A 20,765-nucleotide genomic window follows, 5' to 3' on the forward strand; every position below is an offset into this window, starting at 1 on the left:
TCCACGTCGTCTCCCGCAGAGAGCATGACGGCGCAATCCCGCGCCGCGGCGACCTGGGGAAAAGCGATCATGCGCAAGACGACACGGCAGGGGAACGGTACGGGGACGCGCGCCGCCCGCGCATACCTTTGCTACACGGCACTGGCGGTGGCCATCGGGGTCTGCCTGCCGGTGTACGCGGCATCGGCGCAAGCCAGCGCTGCCGAGGCGACGGTCCGCTTCGACATCCCATCCGGCGACCTGGCCGGCGCGCTGGAACGGTTCAGCACGCAGAGCGGCATCCAACTGCTCTACCGCAACGATCTCGTCGCCGGCAAGCGGGCACGGGCAGTCACCGGCGTGCTGACGCCAGGCGCAGCACTGCAGCGGCTGCTCGAAGGCAGCGGCGTGGAAACCGAGCAGACCAACGAGACCACGTTCGTGCTCAAGCCTGCGGCGACGCCTGCGGCTGCGCAGACGCCTGCGACGCCTGCCGTGAGCAGGCGACAGAACGCGGCGCCCGAAGAGGTTCAGGAACTGGAAAGGCTGACCGTTACGGGTACCCGCATCCGCGGCGGTACTACCCCATCTCCGACGATCGTCTTGGACGAGCAGCAGTTTCAGCAGGAAGGTTTCACCGACCTGGGCGAGGTGATCCGAAGTATCCCGCAGAACTTTCGCGGGGGGCAGAATCCGGGTGTCGTAGTGGGTTCCGCTGTCGGCAATAACCCGGCAAACAACAACCAAACCGGTGGATCGGCGCTAAATCTGCGCGGGCTTGGTCCGGACGCAACTCTGACCCTTCTCAACGGCCGACGCCTGAGCTACGACGGTATTTACCAAGCGGTGGACATCAGTGCCATTCCCATCGAAGCGGTTGAACGAGTGGAAATCGTTCCCGATGGTGCTTCGGCAATCTACGGATCCGACGCGGTGGGAGGCGTTGCCAATGTCATCCTCAAGCGAGACTTCGACGGCGTGTCCTTGGGTGCGCTGTATGGCGACTCTTCGGATGGTGGCTTGAGGAAGCACGACTACACTGCCACTGCAGGAGCAAGTTGGGAGTCGGGGGGCTTGATAGCAACGCTCTTGAAGTCAAGCCACGATCCCATTTATTCCAACCAGCGCGACTACGCACAATCGATGGATGATCCATCAACCCTCTACAACGGCAGGAAATTGCGAAGCAGCCTTGTCAGCGCCCATCAACGTTTTGGCGAGCGCGCAGAACTGAGATTGGATGCACTGAGAACTGTGCGGGAGGCCTCCGATGCACAGTCGTACCCGACATATCATTTCTTAAGAGAGTCAGAGTCGACGGTCACACTGGTCGCACCCAGCTTGGAAGTAACGTTGCCGTACGAATGGTCGATTCTTCTGGGTACCTCGCGCGGCAGCGGAGACAATGTCTTCTACAACACCAGAGTCAGCAATGGTGTCGCAACACCCTCAACTGATGGCTGCTACTGCAATGAGACACAGGCATGGGAGATCGGTGTCGAAGGGCCTTTGATATCGTGGGGGCAACGCGATGTGAGGCTGGCGGCAGGCTTTGGAGGGCGCCGCGACGAGTACGCGGACATTTCTTTCATCCAAAGAACGAGTTTTGAAGGCGAGCAGAGGAGTCGCTTTGCCTATGGCGAATTGTCGTTCCCGGTGGTTGGATCGGACAACGCACGTCCCGGCATACAAAGGCTCGAGTTCAGCGCCGCGGTGCGTACCGAGGACTACGATAGCTTCGGTCGCGTCACCACACCGAAGCTCGGCGTGATCTATGATCCGAGTTCGGACTTTACACTCAAGGCGACATGGGGAAGGTCGTTCAAGACGCCTACCCTGATGCAGAGATTCTTCGGTCAGTACACCTACCTGTGGGGAGCGCAACAGGTGGGTTGTGCTTCGTGTGTTGCCGGCGACACGGTGTTGATGTCGTTTGGTGCCAATCCCGATCTCGATCCGGAGCGCGCGCGGACCTGGACTGCTTCGGTCGCTTTCCATCCCGAGGCCTTGCCCGGTCTCGACGCCGAGTTGACTTACTTTTCAATCGATTACACGCAGCGGGTTGCGTACCCCATTCCGGTTCTCACGAACAGCTTGAGATTCCCTGACTACGCACCTTTCGTCCAATACGATCCCACCATCGCGCAACAGCAAGCGCTGATTGCCTCTTACAACGATGCCTTCTACAACTTGGCTGGCACCGCCTACGATCCTAATCGTGTCGTTGCCATCATTTCGGCCGAGTACACCAATGTTGCGGGCCAACATGCGAGAGGTCTAGACCTGACCGGCAGCTATCGTTTCGATCTGGCCTCGGGACAACTGCTTTTCCGTGGTGGAGTCAGCTGGATCGACCTATCCCAGCAGAACTTGCCGGGTCAGGATGCATTTGACCTCTCAGGAACGGTGTTCTTCCCTGCAGAGCTCAATGGCCGTCTCGGGGTTGTCTGGAGTCGTGGCGGCCTTAGCCTGTCGGGCTTCGCCAACTATACCTCTGGGGTAACCAGTACGATCACGGCAACGCCCGAGAAAACTGCGTCATTCACGACGTTTGATACCACGCTACGATACGAGACTTCTCCCGGTGATTCGCCTTTGTCCGGTGTTGCTCTGGCGCTGTCTGTAGACAATTTGTTTAACCGAGCGCCGCCAGGGTTAACTCAGCCTAATCCGAGGTTTGCGCCTTACGATTCCACCAACTACTCGGCCATTGGCCGCTACGTGACAGTATCCATTAGCAAGAATTGGTGAATCTCCGCGGTCATCCTTCTAGGCGGGAAATGAAGCATCGTACCCGGCCATTCTTAACTTGTATCAGATGAGCCTCTAAAGCCATGATCCCTACTCGGATGTTGCCTGTCATTTTCTTTGGCATCCTCGATATATTCATTTCCATGCCGGTCTCTGCGGCGGGGCATCGACTGATGACGGTCGACGACATGATGCAAGTGGAAGGGCTAGCAGCGGCCGTAAGCGATCCTAACGGGCGCTGGCTGATCTTCGAACGGCTGCGCCCCTATGATCAATCAGACGACTTCACCTTCCGCACTTACGCAGCGCAACACACCGGCCACCAACTTTGGCGATACAACCTGAAAGCTGAAGGTGCGCCAGAACCGTTGCCCGGCCTCGATCCAGTCCCGCACAGCTATCTGCAGGGCTTTTCCCAATCCGGGAGCTTTCTGGCAGTGATGCAGTACCGGTTGGGTGGCTTGTCGCTTGCCGCGTACGACATGTCCACCGATAAGGCGGTAATGTTCGAGGGCACGCCGGCATACAGCCGGGATGGCGCGCACAATCCGGTCTGGATTTCCGATGACGAACTGATGTTCGCCGCCCTGCCGGAAGGCACGTTGCCAGAGCTGACCAGCGTGCGCGTCCATACAGGCAGGACATTGGCCAAGGCGTGGGAGGACGCCTGGCGCGGCGACGTCGTCACCGCCAGTGAAGTCCGTACGGTCGCGCAGGATGCGTCTGGCGACCTGGAGTTGGGTAGCCTCGTGCGCGCCAATGCTCGTACTGGGCAGAGTGAGGTCGTCGCAGAGGGATTGTATGCCGATCTGCGCATATCGCCGGATCGGCGCTACCTTGCGGCACTTGCCATTTCCAAGCCGCGCCCGACCGATCCAAACGCACTCGTCGAGGACGATCCGCGCCGTTACCGCCTTGCGCTCTTCAATCTAGAGACCGGCAACGCGAGAATGCTTGCGCCTGAGCTCGAGTTCTTCCCCTACACCATTGCCTGGGCACCCGATGGTAGGCATCTGGCGGCCTTCGGTTGGACGCCGAACCAGACGCCTCACGACGGACGCTTCTACGTGATCGACGCGCAGTCCGGAAGCACCGTGCGTTACGACCATGTCGGCCTCGATTTGACCTCGGAGCGCGAACGCGGTTGGTTGCAGCGGCCGGAGCGAGTGAGCTTTCTCGGCGACGGTTTGGCCGTCTTCGCGCGTCGCATTCCTGCGCAGGAAGACCAGGCGCCACGCTTCACGTACAAGGATGTGCGGCAGGTCGGCCTTACCAAACCGGACTGGTACCTGCTGTCGCCGGATGACACGTCCCGGAACCTGACGGCGGATCTTCCGGGCGTGTCCGGCATTGCAGTCCATGCAGGAAATGGTCACCTGACCGTTGCTGCCGACGATGGCGTGTATCGGCTTCATGCCGATGGCCAGCGCCGTCGGTTGACGCCGGTGGTGTCCGGGCGCTTCACGCTGCTGCAGTCCGGAACGTTCGCCACGCGCAGCAGTGTCATCCGTCCGGAGTTCGGCGACGAAGCCATACTGAGCGTCACCGGCGACGGCACGGCGAAGATCGTCATGGTCGACCTGCGCGATGGCCACGAGGACCAAAGCGTCGTGGCCGATGCACCGTCTGCCGATGCGACGCCGTTGGCAGGATCGCTCGCGGCGGGCAAGGTACTCTTCCGCGCCGAGGAGGGGCCTGTTTCCCGGCTGCTGCTGGGGAGCTCTGGCATGAACGGCGCGCCACGGGAGATTGCACGTATCAATCCCCATTTCGCCAATATCGACTTGGGAACCTGGAAGACAGTGTCCTATCAAGTGAAGGACCCGAACGGCGGCGATCCGCAGATGATCGAAAGCTGTGTTCTGCTGCCGCCTGGTTATAAATTTGGCACGCTGCTGCCGCTTGTCGTCGAGGTGTATCCGAACGCTGCACCGACTTGCCAGAGCGGCGAGCAACAGATCAGCGTATACACAGTCAACTGGTCGCCATATCTCTGGTCGGGAAAGGGTTACGCCTATGCGCGGCTGACGACCCCGCGTGCTCTGACTCGTACGAAGGATGGCCCGATCGCTGGCATGCCTGCAGCAGTGGATGCGGGTGTCGATGCATTGGTAAAAGAAAGATTCGTCGATCCAAACCGGGTGGCAATCATCGGGTACAGCCAAGGTGGCATCTCCGCGCTCTACGCCGGGGCGTACTCGGAGAAATTCAGGGCTGTGATTGCTATGAATAGCTGGGCCGATCTGTTCAGCCACTACTTCGGACCAAATGGCATCTACTCGTATATTTATGGCGAATACTTCGGCGATTTCATGCGCTACGACAATGTGGCCGGCAGCGACTTCGGTATCGGCCGCACGCCGTTCGAGGACCCGGGGACCTACATCCGCAACAGCCCGATGTTCCTGGCGCCGCGGATCGACGCGCCTGTGATGCTGGTTCACTCGGACATGGACAGCTTCTCCATGTACCAGTTCGACGAGATGTTTGGTGCCCTGTCGCGCGCCGGCAAGGATGTGCGTTATGTGCGCTATTGGGGCGAGGGTCACGGCCCGTCATCGCCTGCCAACATTCGCGATCTTTGGCGCCGGATGTCCGACTTCTTGACCGAGAACGGAGTCGCCCCGCAGAGCCCGCAGTTGCACGACATGAATTGAACTGTATTCCGCAGGACAAACGTCGGGGAAATGCCCTCCTTCACTTCGGCGCAGCCTGGGGAGTCGCGCAACGGATTCGCGTCATGGAAGAACGCCCGGTCCCGATCGGCGATGGCCGCACGGTTGCCGTGACCATCAGCATCGGTGTCACCATGGCGCCGGACCGGCAGATCACGTTGGACCAGCTGTTGGCGACCGCCGACAAGGCGCTCTACGATGCCAAGGCCGGCGGCCGGAACAGGACCGCATTCGCGGCGACTTCCTGCTGAACATGACGCGCCGGATGTCCGCGCAAACGCGGCGCCGGCTGATTTCGACAGGCCTAATGAGGTCCACGTTTTGCGCGTGACGCCGAATTGTGGTCAGTTCATGTGGGCGGCCTGCTGGCCCAGCATGTCCATCACCTGCTGCGGCAGGTTCGAGCGCAGCTGCCGCTCCAACTGTTCCAGGTGGTTGGATACGGCGCGGAACGAGCCGACCTTCTGGTAGAGCAGGTTCTTCTCCTGCGAGATCTGCCACAGCATCGCCTGTGCACGCTGGCGCACTTCCTGGGCGCGCTCGCGTTGCACTTGATCGAGTTGGTAGTCCTTGTCCAGCGCGGCCATGCCGACGCGCAGGTTGCGCTCCAGGAACACGTAGGCATAGTCGGCGGCGATGACGTCGCGGTACTGGCCGATCAGGCTGTCGGTGAGACCGGAGCCGGGGATGGTGGAGCCGATGGAGAGCATCTTGTAGACCGGCTCGCTGGTCATGTTGACGAACCCCACCTCGGGCGACGGGTTCGGAATCGGCGTACGCGAGGCGATCTTGTCGGCGATCGAGCGCATCAGCGCCTCGACGCGCTGGGTGAAGGGCACGTGCTCGTAGCCGGTGTCGATCGTCACCTGGTCGCACTCGGTGTAGTTGTTGCATCGGAGCAGGTGCTGGATGACGTTGTCGCCGGCGGCGGCTTGGCCGTAGAGCAACTGGCTGATCGACGTCAGCGTCGGCGGAACCGGCGTCGGGTCGCGGTTGGCCTCCTCCGGGTAATAGATGATCGTGCCGACCAGGCTCATGATCAGCTCGCGCTCCTGATCGTCGAGTGAGGCACTGGCGTGCTGCAGCGCCTTCCAGGTCAGGTTGCCGACGAAGGGCGCCTTGTTGCGCACGTCGGGGTCGGTCGAGCCGCGGGCGCTGGCCAGGATGCTGGCGCGGTCGCTGCCGCAGCGGCGGCGCGCGGCGTCGCGGTCGCTTTCCAGTCCCATCTGCATCGCCAGGTCGGCGCAGGTTTCCTGGGAGCTGTAGCCCACCGCATCGGCCGCGCTGGAGACGATGGCCTTCGCCGTCTCGCAGGAATTGATGCGCGCGTTGTTGATCCAGGTCTCCAGTCCCTTGGCCCATTTGGTCAGGCCGCCGAGCAGGGGCGACACCGCCTCCAAGGCCAGCTGGAACGCGATGCCCGGCAGCGCCGCGGTAATGTTCCGCAGCATGTTCTTGAACTCCTCGGCCGAGATGTGGCTGAAGCTGCCCCCGAACACGTCGATGCCGCCGCAGCCGGCCCGCGCGCTGGGGAACTGGATCGCGGCGAGCTGGTAGACCTTGTTGGGCGACCGCATGATCAGGCTGCCGCCGGTGTAGGTGTTGTACGCCTGACCACGGAACGCGCCGGGCGCGGTGTAGTTCCCGATCGCGCCCAACTCCTCGAACATCGCGTTGACCTCGGCGTTGAGATCGCCGGCACGCAGAGGCAGTGCAAGCGTGACGACGCACAGGGCGGTGCCCAGGGCGAGTGCGGTGAGGCGACGGACGGCGGACAGGGACATGGCGCGCTCCCGGATCATTGCAACTGGGTGAACTGGTGCAGGCCCGGCAGCATCAGCTCGCTGTCGGGGGCGGTCAGGGTGGCGATGCGCTCGAGCAGTTCCGATTCGGAGAGCACGCCGAAGCCGATCGGGGTGATGCGGCCGGTGAACGGTTGCGCCAGGAACACCGCCGGCACCTGGTCGACGCGCAGGGTGTTGGCGATGCCGTTGTCCACGCGCGCCTGCGGGAATCCTGGGATCGGCCCGCCGTCCACACTGATCGCCAGCACCTGCAGCCCGTGGCGCGCCTGGAACGCCTCCAGCGTCGGCGCGAAGGCGTGGCAGAACGGGCAGTCGCTCCGGTAGAAGAACATCAGCACGTGGTCCTGGCCGAGCCGCGCGACCGTGCGCGACCGCATTTCCGCCTGTTGCCGTTCGTAGACCTCCAGCGCCCTGGCATTGACTGGGCGACCTTGCAAGGTCGGATCCAGTTCCGGATGCGTCCAGGCCACGCGCTGCGCGACATCCGCGAAGTACGAAGCCCGCGCGACCACCTGCGCCTCCAGCGCCATGTAGCGGCGCACGTTCTCCTCGGTCGGTTGCATGATCGCGATGTGGCGCGTGTCTTCGACGGCCTTCTGCAGGCGTTCGAACTCGTGCAGGGCATCCGGTTGCGCCGGTGCTTGCGGCGCCGGCGCGGCGGGCTCCGGCTCGGGCGGCGGCACCTCGTAGAAGTGCCAGCCGCGCCAGCTGTCGGCCCAGTACAGCGCCCGGTCGTCGGGCGTCTGCGCCGCGGCGCTCGGCCAGTCCACCGACAAGGGCAGGAGCAGCATCAGGGCGAGGTAGCGCATCATCGCTCGATCTCCAGCGATCGCGGCGGCGACCCGTCCAGGCAGTAGTTGATGCCGAAGTCGATGGTCTGCCGCTGCGGCGCGCCGGCGCCGGGGAGTAGCACCCCGTCCTGCCAGAAGGCCACGTTCAACCGCGCGCACCCGGGCTGCACGTAGCGGTGGACGGTGGTGACGTCGATCAGGATTGGGCCGCTGGCCTGGAAGCGCTGGCTGATGCCGTCTGCCAGCGCGCCGCTGAGCACGCCAGTTGCGCGTCCGTCCGGCGCGCGCAGCGCCGCCACCAAGAGCGGGCGCGCGTCCGGCACTGGCGCGCGTTCGGAAGCGTCGATCCCGGCCAGCGCCAGCAGCCATGGCGCCGATGCGAGCGCCACGGCGTTCAATCGCACCTCCCCTGGCCGTAGTAGCAGTCCATCACCTGCCCGGCGTTGGCATCCCGCAGGGCCTCGACGTCAGGCAGCGTCGGCACGATCGACGCGTAGAACTCGGTCAGGTCCATGCGTGAGAAGTCCATCGCCTGAAGCTGCGCGACGGTGAAGCCGGAGCAGTCGGGATTGCGCGCATCGCCCCAGCCCTTGCCGAATTGCAGCCGGCCCTGCTCGTTGATGATCCGCGCGAGGACGGAATTGAAGCAGCACTTGCCCGTCGTGCGTTCGATGCACGACACGCAGCTGCCGAGCACCCGGATGCAGGAGGAGCAGTAGTTGCCCGTGCTGTGGCACAGGCGCGCCCCTTCCTTCATCGCCAACAGGCCCTCGTCCTCGTCGCAGGACATCATCGACATCACCACGTAGATCACCACAGCGATCGCCAGCGCCCAAGGGTTGAAGGCGATGACGATGCTTTGCCCGGAGAACACGGTGACCGTGCCTGCGGGCAACGCCGCGCCGTTCACCGCCACCGTCACGCCGTAGCTGGTGAAGGTGCCGGCGAAGCCGCTGCCGGTGAGCAGGGCGGACATGCCCTGGTAGATGAAGCGGCGGTTGTCCGCGTTCATGAGGATGTCGTAGACGACCTTGGAGCCGGTGCCGAAGATCGACTGGTTGGTCATCCCCGCGCCGGACGCATCCGCGCTGCAGCAGTTACGAAACAGCCGGTCGCGGCACCGGTTCGCCTCGCCGCTGAAGATTTCCAGCGTATCCGGGTCGAGGTAGACACCGGCCTCGCGTGCCGCCTCCATCACCGACATCGCCTGCGCGAAGTCGGTGTCGTGCGCGTAGGCGGTGCTGAAACAGGTATCGCCCAGGCAGAACAGGTCGTTCGGACAGTTCCCGGTCGTGGTGACCGTCTGCGGTTCGGTCGGGCAGCGGTAGGTGTCGACGTGGATTTCGCACGCGCCGGTCGCGACATCGGTCTGCTGGCAGGCGGTCGCCACCGGCGTGCAACCCTGTGCCGTCAGCCCGCTGCATTCGTTGATCGGCGCGCCGCCGTCGCAGTTCAGCGTCCGCTCGTAGGCCCAGCATGCCCGGGTCACCTCGCGTCCGTCGATCGTCCGGGTGGCCGGGCCATCCACGCAGCGCTCGGCGGTGACGACCGTGCAGCGCCCGCCGTCCTCGAGCAGGGTGCCCTGATCCGTCCACGTGTCCGTTTCCGCCTGGTCGACCGGCTGCGCGAACTGCAGCACGATCTCCCAGCTCTCGCCGGCGAGTTGCGCGGGGTTGCACTGCCGCTGTTGCTGCTGGATCACGATCGGCGGCGACGGATCATCGCCGCCACCACCGCCGGGTGGCGGACAGGCGATCGGCCTGCCGAACCGGAACGTGTAGCGGCACAGCCCGTCGGCGCAGCCCGATTGCGGCGCCACCACGACCACGAACGGCGTCCAGCAGCTGCCGGACCAGTGCGGGGAGAGGTGTGCCACCACGCGCGCCGCGCCCGCGGGCGCGGTCGGCAGATCGACCGTCTGCCAGCCGAGGCAGGCCCCGCGCGCGCCGACGGCGTGGAAGGCGAAGCGCACGTGGTCGGGCAGGTCGGGTGCGCAGCGCGCCTCGGCGATCATCGCGTCACTGGCGTTGCGGCGGGCCTCACCGTGCGCCAGCACCCGGCCATCGGTGCAGTCGGTGCCAGGCTGGACCGCCACCGTCAGCTCGCGGCGGACGGTGTAGTTGCCGATGCCGGTGTAGCGTCGGCACACCCGCTCGGTTGTGCCGCCGGGCACGGACTGGTCCACGGGGCTGCAGCCGGCGTAGTAAGACGCGAGGCTGCCGAGCGTCAGCGACGGGTTGCGAGCGATGGCCTGCGCGGACGCGACCAGGGGATCGGTCGCCAGGATCGGCTCGCGCGGCGTGTTCGCCGAGGTCACCGCGCCGCGCAGCGCCTGGCAGCTCGGGTCATCCGGCGTCGCTGCGCAGGCGGCGAGGATGGCGCTGGCGGCCTGGTCGAGATGCGGCTGGCCGTAGTAGGCCGCCTCGGCCGGCGTCGTCGTGTAACCCGGAACGTGTTCCTGCGCGGTGGTCGCGTTGATGGCGCCTCGAGCCAACGCGTTCGCGGCTTCCGCGGCCTGCCGCGCCTCGTCGCTCTGCGCGCCGGCCAGCGCCGCGGTGTGGTTGGCGAGCATGCAGAACGCGAGGAGCAGGGCGAGCGGGCGTCGCACGCGCTACTCCCGGCGGCCAAGGCGCTGCAGGTAGACGGCGGCCGCCGGCGCCCACGCCGGCGCCGCGCGCTGCACGTGGGCCAGCGCATAGTCCAGGCTGACATCGCCGGTGGCGCGCACGAACGCCGTGCCGGCCGGGCAGGCGCTGGCGTTGCAGTCTTCGGCCGCACGGGAGCGCGCCAGCACTACGGCGGGCACGCGTTGCACGTCGAACTGCTCGAAGGGGCGTGGATCGATCTGGATCGACACCGGCTGCTGCCCGATCAGCGCCTGCAGCCGGGCGGCGGTCTGGCGCAGCGACCCGTCGGACAGCCCGCGGATCAGTACAACGGCACGCGCCTGCGCGGCTTGGGCGATCGCCCGGCGCAGCGCGGGTTCGGGCATCGACAGGCTGACGAACAGGTACAGCACCGGGCCTTCGTCGAGGCCGGCCGGCGCGAGCGATTCCACCCGGTAGCCTTCGGCCACCGCGCCGAGATCCGGCGGCGTGTCGTACAGGGGCGCGGGTAGGGCGTCCAGATTCGGTGGACGCGCCGCCGGCGTCGTCGCTGCGATCGGCAGTTGCCCATACCTCGCCTGCGCGCGTGCGACGTCTTCGTCGGAGATCGTGGGCTGCTCGCGCCGCACGCGCGCCATGTCGGCTTCTGTCACGGACGGCTGCTGGGCTGCAGCGGGTCCGAGAAGCGCCCACGCCAGTAGGGTCAGCACGGCGTAGCCGATCCGCCGGTGCCAGCCGGTAGGGCTTCCACAGCTTGGCTGAATGGTTGTCGTGAGGGGACGGGTCGCTGGCGCACGTCCGAGGGGTGGAAACCGTGCGCTCCCGGTGGCATGCTCGACCCGTCGTCCAGGCCATTTCACCCTGCTGCCAAGGAAGGGGGATGGGGGCCAGAATCCCCACCAAAGCGCCGACGTCCGGAGCCCCGGCAACGGGGCTTCGTCATGCCGGCTGCATGCATGCACTGCCGCGCACGCCCGACGATGGCGCTCAGTAGCCGACACAACAGTTCCTCTTGCGGAACAGCAGGAACGAGAAGTCCTCGCCCTGCACGGGATACTCCTTGCCCGCGCCCCAATCGATGGTGGTGCGGCCGAAGGGATGGCAGCATCGGCCGTCCAACTTCTCGGTGGCCGGGATCGGGTAGGTCAGCTGTATCTTGTAGGCTGTCTTGTCCATCACCGGCAGGTAGTACGGCCCGCACAGGCCGTCCGACCCGTGCCAGCCCCACGCCAGCAGTTCGCGGTGCATCTTGGCTGCCATGCGCTGGGCCATCAGCGTCGCGGTGCGAACGCCGCCGACGTGATACGGCACGTGCCCGTTGAGCGGGTACACGCCACCCTGGCAGCCGGCGCACCAGAACAAGTCACGCAGCCCGAATCCGGTCGACGCCGCGACGCAATCAGCAGCGCATGCAGCGATGGCGACGGGGTTGGCGAACAGCAGCGCGTCCGGATGCAGGATCAGCGACAACTCGTCGTCGGCCCACAGCGGATCGACTTCGGACAGGTAGACAAGATCGAAGGTGCCTGGCTCAAGGCAAGGAAAGTCGGCCACCACCTCCAGCCAGTAGAGGACAGGGTTCGCATACCAGTGCACTTGGTAGAACGCGCCGGCGTCGCCGTCGGCCTCGGGGCGGGTGAAGCGTGCCGCTTCCGGCGCGGGGATGCCGGGGTCGAGGTCGATGCCGCCCAGCGAGGTCAGGCAGAACGGCTTGCGCACCACGTCCACGTGCCGCACCGGCTCCCAGAAGCCGATCGACAGGCCGATCGCCGGGTTGACGCCGCAGCTGCACAGCGGCGACGTCGGGTTGGGCGTGTCCAACTGGCCGCCCAGGTCGGCGACGGTCGCCCCGCCGATGGTGATCGGCAGGAGGCAGCTCCAGCAGATGTCGGTGATCGGGTTCGGGAACCGGCCAGTGCAGGTTGCCACGCCTTGCGCGTGCGCCGGTAACGTCGCCGCGCCCAACACCGCCCACGCCAGCCAGCAGTGCCATGCACGTCCAATCGGCGGGGAATGCCCAACCGGTCGACCGCGGGCTGAGCGATGTCCGGCGCGAAAGAATCGCCGAAGCGAGCCGGACGCCGGCGTGGCCCCCAAGGGGCTTGCGAGTTGCGCGTTCGCCGGAAGGCTCGCCATCGGTGCTCTCCCTAATTGGGCGGACCGTGTCCGGGAGATGCAACGTGCCGGAACGAGCGAGGTGCGTCCCGGAGGAATCCAGGCGTTAGAGGGCGTTTTTCACGATCAGCGTCTGGTGAGTAAAGAGCTGCTGCAGGGCTGTTATCCTTCAGGAACGCCAGATAACACCCGTTAGACGGCATGGAGACTTTCGTGGGAGCTGTCGTGCTAATCATTGATATGCAGGTCGACTTCTTTGCGCATGAGCGGCTTTCACGGCAAAGAGCGGGGCTTGTATCAGACACCAATGCCTTGATTGCTGCTGCTCGCAAATCTGAAGCGCCCATCGTGTGGGTAAGGCAAGAGTTCTCACCTGATCTCAGTGACGCCACGCTCGAAGTGAAAAGAGAGAACATTGCTGTCGTGATTGCCGGCACACCTGGAGCGGCGATGCTTCCTGAGCTCGATGTCAGCACCTCGGACCACACTATCGTAAAGCGGCGCTACAGCGCATTCTTCGGCACCAATCTTGATGACTTCTTAGCTTCGGCTGGTTGCAGCAGTCTCATTGTCGCTGGCATTAACACTCATGCATGTGTGCGCACCACTGTTGTTGACGCATACCAGCGTGATTACGAGGTAATCTTGGCTCGTGATTGCATTGCCTCGCACGACAAGGAGCACCATGATGTTACTTGGCGCTACATGGATGGAAAGCTCGGCCACGGCATGAGCAATCAACAAATTTTTGCTTTACTGGCGCAAGTGCCGTCTAACAATTCCGTAAGGAGCTTCCCGTCAACCCCGAGTGCATGAGTGCCTTGCCTGAGCTTTGAGGCATTTGCTGTTCCCTGTGATCGCGTGTGTTGCGGTACCACTCGCCAGAGTGATGGGTGATCAAAGCGTTGCCAGACTGCATTTCCGTAATCGGTCTTGTTGGATCGGTCTTGCCGATCCGGACCAGGGTAAAAACCGCACCCGAAGGCCTCTCTCATTCATCGGATTCGCCCATGCACCGGGATCAGCCGTGTCATGTGGTGGCGCCACCTTGTTAGTCAGGCTCTCTCCGGGGCGGTCTGACCGCTTGCTACCTGTTCGCTCTGGCGTTGAACATCATGGGCCGCGTCGCCTGCTCAGACGGCCATGGCCTGCTTTTTCCTGCTTGCCGGCCGCTGCACCATCGGGTGCCTGAGCCAGGCTTCGGCGTCGTAATCCTCGTCGCGCGCCAGCATCGCCCACAGCTGCCGCGCGTGTTTGTTGGCGATCGCCACCAGCACCTTGCCGAAGGGCATGCGTTGCGTCAGCCCGCGGATCCAGATCTGCTCGGCGGTGGCCTTCTCCAGTGCAGCCGCGTTCGCCCGCTGCAGGCTGCTTCTCGCGCCCTGGATCAGCAGCGTGCGCAGGTAGCTGTCGCCACGGCAGCTGATCTGGCCCAGCCGTTGCTTGCCGCCACTGGAGTGTTGCGCGGGCGTCAGCCCCAGCCATGCCGACAGCTGCCGGCCATGCGTGAACTCACGCCCGTCGCCGATCGTGGCGACCACCGCATCGGCGGTCAGCGGACCGACACCGATCAACTGCTGGGCGCGCTGGCTGCGAACGTCGGCCTTGGCGTCCGCGGCGATGCCGGCGTCGCAGACGGCGATGCGCTCGCGGACCTGCTGCCAGTGTTGCTGGAGATCGTCCAGCAGCCCGTGCAGCATTGCCGGCAACTGCGTGCGCACCGCGTCATCGCCGAGCGCACGCCGCAACGCCAGATCACTGCGCGCCACCACCACACCGAACTCGGCGAGCAGGCCGCGCAGCCGGTTGCTGATCGCCAGGCCTTCAGCCTTGTAGCCCTCGCGGACCCGGTGCCAAGCCAGCCGCGCCTGCCGGTCGACCGTCTTCACCGCCACGAAGCGCATGTTGCCCTGGCGCGCTGCGGTGGCGATCGCCTCGGCATCGTTGCGGTCGTTCTTGTTGCCCTGCGACTTGCGGAATGGCTTGACGAACTGCGCCGCCATCAGCCGGGGCATTAGGCCGTGTCCGAGGCAGCGACGCGCCCAGTGGTGGGCGCCGCTGCACGCTTCCATCGCCACCACCGTGCCAGGCGGCAGCTGGACCAGCCAGGCCACGAAGGCATCCCGCTTCAGGTCCCGGCGCTGGCGGACCCGGCCGCCACCGTCGAGCTCGGTCACCGAGAACACCTGCTTTGCCAGGTCCACGCCCATGGTTATAGTGCCCATTGGAGACTTCCCCTTCGTCTGATTGTTCGTCGAAACACAATCATGGCACTCGATGCCGAGCGGCTTGCCGCTGAAGTGGGAAGTCTCATTTTTACTCATTCAAGCCGACACCGTTTCGTTCCGCCAAGCACATGGCAGGTACAGCTTGCCATGCGCTTGGCTCCACTACACGGCACGGCTTAATTCAGGCGTTAGGCCCTGCAATGAAGGTCTATGACAACTGCCCAAAGCCAGGTCGGATTTGGTCAATAGAGGTTCCTTCGCGGATCGGCAGGGGACGTCTTTGTCGCACCATCGCCGCTATTCCTGGCGTGCGGGTAGCTCAAGCCCCGGGATTGCTCTCTTGGCTGCGAGACAAGCCTTTTTGCCGCTTTGAGTTGGGCGGCCGCAACTTCATCGTTGAGGCAACATGGCCGGCGGGTGATCGCTTCGAGATCAGCCCAGACCCAGCGGGCTGTGCAGAAGAGCTACTCGTTGTTCGGGAGGCTTTGCTTGCTCTTTAGACCGGCGCGGGGTGAAATAACAATTCATTCAAGCCGACGCCGCTTCGCGGCGCTGTTTAACTCAGGCCGGGACCGCGCGGCGCACGCCTATTGGGGAACTTCCAACTCGTCGATGCGCAGCCGCGCGCCGTCCTGCGACACCAGCGCCGGCACCTGGCTGATGCCGAGTTGCCGGGTCAGCCGGCCCTGCTGATCGAAGTAGACCGGTCGCTGCCAGGCCCGCATCAGCTCCAGGTACGAGCCGGCGACCAGCACCGGCTTTACCCGGCCGTCGTAGTGCGCGATCAGCCGTTGCGCGTGGTCCCGCTGGCGTGGGTCCCTGCCGTCGAACAGCAGCAGGTGGTTGGACAGGGAGACCACGCCCAGCGGGTTCGCTCGCGTCCCGGCCGCGAACAGCAGGTGCCCTTGCGCATCGAGCACGTTGCGGTCCAGCGTGAACGTCGGGTCGTAGTAGAGAGTGCGCGGCGTGCGGGTTGCGGCGACGCCGGCGACGGGTGCCGGCTCGCGCACCGCCGCGACCGCGCGTTCGCGGTGGCGTGCGACCAGCGCGTCCAGTTCGCCGCTGGCCTGCTTGGCCCGGAGCCGGCGCTGCAGATCGTCCAGCAGGTGCGGCTCCGCGATCGCATAGGTCGGCCCGATCGTGCCGAGATCCTCGGCATGGGCCTGCACCGCCAGCAGCACCAGCAGGAGCCATGCGAGCGCCTTCATGGCCGCGTGCTCTGGCCGCACGGCACCTGCGCGGACAGACGGGCGATCGCCTCGGCATCGCCCAGGTAGCTCGCGCGGATCATCTGCATCAGCACGGGGTCGCCGTCCTGCTCGGCCACGGCGCGGCGCAGCTCGTCCGCCGTGATTGCGCGACCGCAGCGCTGGCGGAACGCCTGCAGGTACGCCTGCGCGCCATCCCGCGCCGCGGGCGCGATCTGCTCCAGCAGGCCCAGGTAATCCGCCAGTGGAATGTCGGCCGCCGCCGTATCGCTGCGCTCCGCCGCCAGCCCGCGCGCTGGCGAGGTCTGAGTGTGGGCGGCGCCGGCAAGCGACACGAGGACCAGGAGGAGGAGTGCCGGTCGCATGGCCGTCCCCTAGAACCACGGCTCGACGCGGCCGACGATCTGGTCGCGGCGCACCAGGCCGCTGGCGCCATAGCGCGAATCGAACGAGTCCGGCCCGCTGCCGCTCACGAAGTAGTGCCCCTCCGGGATCACCGTCGGCGCGATGGTCGCCAACGGCCAGCCGTCAAAGGCGCGGGGCTTGGCGTCGCCCACGGGAACGCCGTTGATGGACACCCTGCGGCCGTCGACCGTCACCACGTCGCCCGGCAGCCCGGCCACTTGCTTGAAGATCGGCTGCCCGCGCAGTCCCGGATACCGCGTGACGGCGTCGCCGTCGAAGCGGTAGAGGATGTAGCTGCCGCGCTCGGGGGCCGCGGACGACGGCCGCAGCAGCGCGATGTGGTAGGGCAGGCTGGGCGTCACGTTGAACAGCACCGGCACCTGCGGCGTCGGCGCCAGGAACACGCGTATGTAGGCCAGCGCCCAGATCAGCAGCAGTGGCAGGTACAGGTACCAGCGCCGGCGCGCGTGGACGAGGAAGTCGCGCAGAGAATCCCAGGACCGCGCAGCCCATCTGGGAAGGCGCAGAGGTGGGTGCGCGGGCAGGCTGGCCATCGGTGCTTTCCCTGGGGTAGGCGGATCGCGTCCGGGGAAAGCAACGTGCCGGAACGATGGCGACGCGTCCCGGCGGAATCGGGGTTTTTCGGTAGGCCTTTCGTAATCAGGGCTGGCCGGAGATGGCCAGTCTGGAGGGGCTGTTATCCTCCACAAACGACGGACAAATGGGTGTTAGGCCAGTTGTCAGGCAGTATCGCGACCGAGATAGGAGCGAGACATGCGGACGTTACTACTTGTCGTAGTTCTTACAGTGCTTATGTTGCCGGCGGCTAAGGCCACCACCTCGTTCGGGTACTCCGAGAATAACTTGTCAATCCAGTTCGTCGGCAGAGACTTTTCGCCTGAGTTCCAAGGCATGATCGAACTCTCTGGCAAGACCGGCCCACGTGCCGTTCCTCCAGAGACATATACGCTGAGCAACTACATCTATCGCAAGTCGCTACGGCTGACGTTCGTCAACCCTGGAGACGCGTCTTTGCCACCGTCCTTCACTTTGACGGTATCTGGTGAGCAAGCAACCTTAGAAACTGAAGGAAAGATCCTCGTTGGGCGCTTCAGCTGGGAGAGTTGATTCATGCGTTGTGCATGGCCTAACCATTCAAGCCGACGCCGCTTCGCGGCGCGGCTCAATTTAGGCGCGGGACCACTTCAGTGGGCAGGTCATGTCCGCGATGTCGCAAGTTCATACGCGCCGTCGGTGGTCACGAGATTGCCGACGTCCTGACCCTCCCGAACACCTGCGCTCAGGAGCACGCTGCCCTCGGCAGCGTTGGCCATGCCTTCGGCGCTGACCGCAATGCCGAGTCCCTGACCGAGGCCGGCCAGCGCACGGACCATGCGGTCGGTCTCCGCCTCGCCCATGTTCTCGATCAGCCGACGCGCGATCTTCACCTTGTCGATGCGGAACTCGCGCATGTGGTAGAGGTTGGAGTATCCGGTCCCGAAATTGTCGAGCGCGATGGAGATGCCGGCGTCCCGCAGCGGCGCGAGCGCGACCTTGGCCGCCTCGAGATCGTGGACGACAATGTTCTCGGCGATCTCGATCTCCAGCCTGTGCGGGACGAACCCCGTGCGCGCGAGGATGTCGAGGATCGTGTGGCCAAGATTGGGGTCCTTGATCTGGCCGGGCAGCACGTCCATCGACAAGGTCACGTCCGACGGCCATTTCGCCGCCGCCCGGCAGGCCTGCTCCAGCACCCGGATTGCCAGATCGTGGATCAGGCCGGTTTCCTCCGCGATCGGCAGGAAGCGCTCGGGCGGCACGTCCTCGCCGGTATCCGTGGTCCATGACGGCACGGCCTCGAAGCCGACCACGCGTCCGCTCTTCAGGTCGAAGGAGGGATTGAAGCGGGGTTCGATGCGGCCTTCCTCGAGCGCTTTCTCGAGCGCGCGTTCCATCCTTTCGCGCTCCCTCAGCAGCCGATCCATTTCCTCCTCGAAGAAGCGGAAGGTGGAGCGGCGTTCGGCCTTGGCGCGGTAGAGCGCGACATCGGCCCGGCGCAGCGCCTCTTCGGCCGTGTCGGCGTCGGCCGGGATGAGCGCGATTCCAATGCCGGCCCCGTTCCGATGCTCGGCGCTGCCCGTCGCGATCGGCATCTCGAATGCCTGCAGCATCCTCAGCGCTACGCTGGTGGCGGCTTCCGGACCGAGGAGATGACGAGCCAGCACGACGAACTCGTCGCCGCCCAGCCGGGCAACGAGGTCTCCGTCGCGAACGGCGCCGAGAAGCCGTTGCGCCGTGACGATCAGCACCTCGTCGCCGGCGCCGTGCCCCCAGTTGTCGTTGATCTGCTTGAAGCCGTTGAGATCGAGCAGGAAGACGGCGTGGCTGTATCCCGTATCCGGAGGCGATCCGATCGCCTTCGCGAGCGCTTCCTCGAACTGGCGTCGGTTGGCCAGACCCGTCAGCGGATCCTGATAGGCGAGCTCACGCGCCTTGTGCTCGGCAGTCGTCCGGCGCGCCACCTCGCGCTTCAGGTCGCGATAGCGGCGAATCGCGAAGATCAACAAGCCGAGCACGAGAACCGTGCCGAGCAGCAACACCTCGTTGAGTGCAAGCCGCTGTTGCGTGGCCGTTGTCGACCCTTCCGACAGGAAGATGTCGATCTCGAAGGCGAGATAGAGCAGGACGAGCAGAATGCCGACGAGGACGCCGAGATCCCGGATGCTGACGCGGTGTCTCACGCAAAAACTCCACAGGCGCGACGGGACTGACCCTCGTGCACGCCCCTTGCCGCGTGGCTGCCTGCTGCCGAGCTCGACCGTCAATGCAGGATCCTTTTGCTTGCGTCATGGAGAATAGAGCCCGGCTGTGAGGAATTCATCAATGGCAACCAGGCAATCGCCACCAATCGGGACCGCAGGCGTACCTTAGCCACGCCCCCTTTCGCCTTCGGTTGCAGTTCCGGGGGTGCGATTAGGCGGGAGGAAGGCCCTGGGGGCCATTTGCCGCTCCCATTTCCGCGCTTTCCACGACCATGCCGATGTCCTGATCTTGGACGCCTCGCTGCAGTCGTCGTTCTCGTCGTACTGATCCAGGAAGCCAGGTTCAGTCCCGGCCGAGCCTTCTCCGCAGCCCCGGCGTCAGGTTGATCGCGTGGGACGTGGGCGTCACCACGGCGCTGCTGAGCATGACCAGGCACTCGCTTTCATCGGACGAGGCCGCCACCGCCCGAGAGAGGCGCCGGGCATGTCTTGGGCATCCTTGCCTGGGGCTTGGCGACGCTCTTCAGCAACGGAGAGCGGCTTCTTTCCAGTTGCCGAGAGCTTTGCCCGAGCCATCCCGGTGTCGGCTGGGGAGATCGAGCGCTCTGACGCGCGTGGGGTTGGGGAAACGCCCCCACGCGCCATCAGTGTTCAGGAGGGTGTAACCGAAGGCGCCCGTCGCCCCTGCGCGGAGATCGCATTGTCCAGACAGCCCGCACCATCGGCGACTGCCGCGCCCCGTCCCGGGAGGCGGGCTTGCGCCCAGGGGAAGGCTGGTGAATGCTGACACCTGCCTCGTTGCACGCGATGCGGATGCCGGGCCGGAAACCGGCCAGTGCCTCCCCGCGGCCGCGGGGATGGCCCCGAGCATGACCCCGCTGCAGCGCCCCGGTGACGAAACACCCAGGCCACTCGACGAGGAGGCCGGCGACCGCGCGGCGTTCGACGCGGAACTGGCCCAGCACCGTGACGGCCTGTTCCGCTTCCTGCGGGGGCGGCTCGGCGACACCGAAGCCGCCGCCGATCTCACCCAGGAAGCCCTCTCGCGGATGATGAAGTACCGCGATGCGCCGGAGATCGAGGACCGCCGGCTGATGCTGTACCGCATCGCCAACAACCTGCTGCTGGAAGTCCAGCGCGTCCGGCATCGTCACCAGGCCGACCGCCACGTCCCGCTGGAGGAGGCCGGACAGATCGGCATCGACCAGCCAACCGTTGAGGAAATCGCCAACGCCCGGCAGGTCATCGACCGGCTGCTCACGCGCACCATCGCCGGCCTGCCCACCCGCTGCCGCATCGCCTTCCTGCTGCACCGGATCGACGGCCTCACCCAGCTGCAGACAGCGGCCAGAATGGGCATCTCCGTGAAGATGGTCGAACGCCACATCGCGCGCGCGCTCGAGGCGTGCCGTGCGGATCTAGGGGATCGGGAGATCTAGG

17 protein-coding genes are annotated in these 20,765 nt (G+C 65.2%); 6 read left to right on the forward strand and 11 right to left on the reverse strand.

Annotated elements, in window-relative coordinates:
* The first annotated feature begins 24 nt into the window (after positions 1 to 24).
* From LDO26_RS00540 to LDO26_RS00550, 3 genes are all read left to right on the forward strand, one after another.
* Positions 25 to 2,730, forward strand: coding sequence for a TonB-dependent receptor (locus LDO26_RS00540; protein ID WP_232129114.1), 2,706 nt, complete (start codon positions 25 to 27; stop codon positions 2,728 to 2,730).
* Between the two features lie 98 nt (positions 2,731 to 2,828).
* Positions 2,829 to 5,387, forward strand: a complete 2,559-nt coding sequence (locus tag LDO26_RS00545) for a prolyl oligopeptidase family serine peptidase (protein WP_232129115.1) — start codon at positions 2,829 to 2,831, stop codon at positions 5,385 to 5,387.
* Positions 5,384 to 5,656 (forward strand): GGDEF domain-containing protein, encoded by a 273-nt coding sequence (locus LDO26_RS00550; RefSeq protein ID WP_255681881.1) that lies wholly within the window; start codon positions 5,384 to 5,386, stop codon positions 5,654 to 5,656. Before LDO26_RS00545 ends, LDO26_RS00550 begins: the two co-directional genes overlap by 4 nt.
* 93 nt (positions 5,657 to 5,749) lie before the next feature.
* Here the strand turns inward: LDO26_RS00550 and LDO26_RS00555 are convergent, their stop codons facing one another.
* The 6 genes from LDO26_RS00555 to traU all read right to left on the reverse strand — a co-directional run bounded on the left by LDO26_RS00555 (position 5,750) and on the right by traU (position 12,575).
* Positions 5,750 to 7,189, reverse strand: coding sequence for a conjugal transfer protein TraH (locus LDO26_RS00555; protein WP_232129117.1), 1,440 nt, complete (start codon positions 7,187 to 7,189; stop codon positions 5,750 to 5,752).
* A 14-nt stretch (positions 7,190 to 7,203) separates the two neighbouring features.
* Complete coding sequence (traF, locus tag LDO26_RS00560; RefSeq protein ID WP_232129118.1) at positions 7,204 to 8,019, reverse strand: conjugal transfer protein TraF; 816 nt, start codon at positions 8,017 to 8,019, stop codon at positions 7,204 to 7,206.
* Entirely contained in the window at positions 8,019 to 8,399 is a 381-nt protein-coding gene (locus tag LDO26_RS00565) for a hypothetical protein (RefSeq protein ID WP_232129119.1), read from the reverse strand. Before LDO26_RS00565 ends, traF (LDO26_RS00560) begins: the two co-directional genes overlap by 1 nt.
* Positions 8,396 to 10,609, reverse strand: coding sequence for a conjugal transfer protein TraN (locus LDO26_RS00570; RefSeq protein ID WP_232129120.1), 2,214 nt, complete (start codon positions 10,607 to 10,609; stop codon positions 8,396 to 8,398). The genes LDO26_RS00565 and LDO26_RS00570 overlap by 4 nt, the downstream gene beginning before the upstream one ends.
* Before the next feature lie 3 nt (positions 10,610 to 10,612).
* Entirely contained in the window at positions 10,613 to 11,260 is a 648-nt protein-coding gene (trbC, locus tag LDO26_RS00575) for a type-F conjugative transfer system pilin assembly protein TrbC (protein ID WP_232129121.1), read from the reverse strand.
* Positions 11,261 to 11,594: 334 nt separating this feature from the next.
* On the reverse strand, positions 11,595 to 12,575 hold the full coding sequence (traU, locus tag LDO26_RS00580; protein WP_232129122.1) for a conjugal transfer pilus assembly protein TraU: 981 nt from the start codon (positions 12,573 to 12,575) through the stop codon (positions 11,595 to 11,597).
* Positions 12,576 to 12,923: 348 nt separating this feature from the next.
* Between traU and LDO26_RS00585 the strand changes: the two genes are divergently transcribed.
* Positions 12,924 to 13,538 (forward strand): cysteine hydrolase family protein, encoded by a 615-nt coding sequence (locus tag LDO26_RS00585; RefSeq protein ID WP_232129123.1) that lies wholly within the window; start codon positions 12,924 to 12,926, stop codon positions 13,536 to 13,538.
* 317 nt (positions 13,539 to 13,855) lie between these two features.
* Here the strand turns inward: LDO26_RS00585 and LDO26_RS00590 are convergent, their stop codons facing one another.
* The 4 genes from LDO26_RS00590 to traF (LDO26_RS00605) form a co-directional block, all read right to left on the reverse strand.
* Positions 13,856 to 14,947 (reverse strand): IS110 family RNA-guided transposase, encoded by a 1,092-nt coding sequence (locus LDO26_RS00590; RefSeq protein ID WP_232129124.1) that lies wholly within the window; start codon positions 14,945 to 14,947, stop codon positions 13,856 to 13,858.
* 590 nt (positions 14,948 to 15,537) lie between these two features.
* Positions 15,538 to 16,158, reverse strand: coding sequence for a type-F conjugative transfer system protein TraW (traW, locus tag LDO26_RS00595; RefSeq protein ID WP_232129125.1), 621 nt, complete (start codon positions 16,156 to 16,158; stop codon positions 15,538 to 15,540).
* Complete coding sequence (locus LDO26_RS00600) at positions 16,155 to 16,523, reverse strand: hypothetical protein (RefSeq protein ID WP_232129126.1); 369 nt, start codon at positions 16,521 to 16,523, stop codon at positions 16,155 to 16,157. Before LDO26_RS00600 ends, traW begins: the two co-directional genes overlap by 4 nt.
* 9 nt (positions 16,524 to 16,532) lie before the next feature.
* Positions 16,533 to 17,117: a conjugative transfer signal peptidase TraF gene (traF, locus tag LDO26_RS00605; RefSeq protein ID WP_232129127.1), complete on the reverse strand. Its 585-nt coding sequence runs from the start codon at positions 17,115 to 17,117 to the stop codon at positions 16,533 to 16,535.
* 310 nt (positions 17,118 to 17,427) lie between these two features.
* Here traF (LDO26_RS00605) and LDO26_RS00610 point away from each other — a divergent pair, with 310 nt between their 5' ends.
* Positions 17,428 to 17,691 (forward strand): hypothetical protein, encoded by a 264-nt coding sequence (locus LDO26_RS00610; protein ID WP_232129128.1) that lies wholly within the window; start codon positions 17,428 to 17,430, stop codon positions 17,689 to 17,691.
* Between the two features lie 89 nt (positions 17,692 to 17,780).
* Here LDO26_RS00610 and LDO26_RS00615 read toward each other — a convergent pair whose 3' ends face one another.
* Positions 17,781 to 19,304 carry a putative bifunctional diguanylate cyclase/phosphodiesterase gene (locus tag LDO26_RS00615; RefSeq protein ID WP_232129129.1) on the reverse strand — a complete coding sequence of 508 codons (1,524 nt, stop codon included), beginning with the start codon at positions 19,302 to 19,304 and terminating at the stop codon, positions 17,781 to 17,783.
* 890 nt (positions 19,305 to 20,194) lie between these two features.
* On the opposite strand from LDO26_RS00615, the gene LDO26_RS00620 reads away from it, so the two are divergent.
* On the forward strand, positions 20,195 to 20,764 hold the full coding sequence (locus LDO26_RS00620) for an RNA polymerase sigma factor (RefSeq protein WP_232129130.1): 570 nt from the start codon (positions 20,195 to 20,197) through the stop codon (positions 20,762 to 20,764).
* The last annotated feature ends 1 nt before the right edge of the window (position 20,765 follow it).

This window comes from Proluteimonas luteida, from assembly GCF_021191695.1.
Classification (GTDB): Bacteria; Pseudomonadota; Gammaproteobacteria; order Xanthomonadales; family Xanthomonadaceae; genus Luteimonas; species Luteimonas luteida.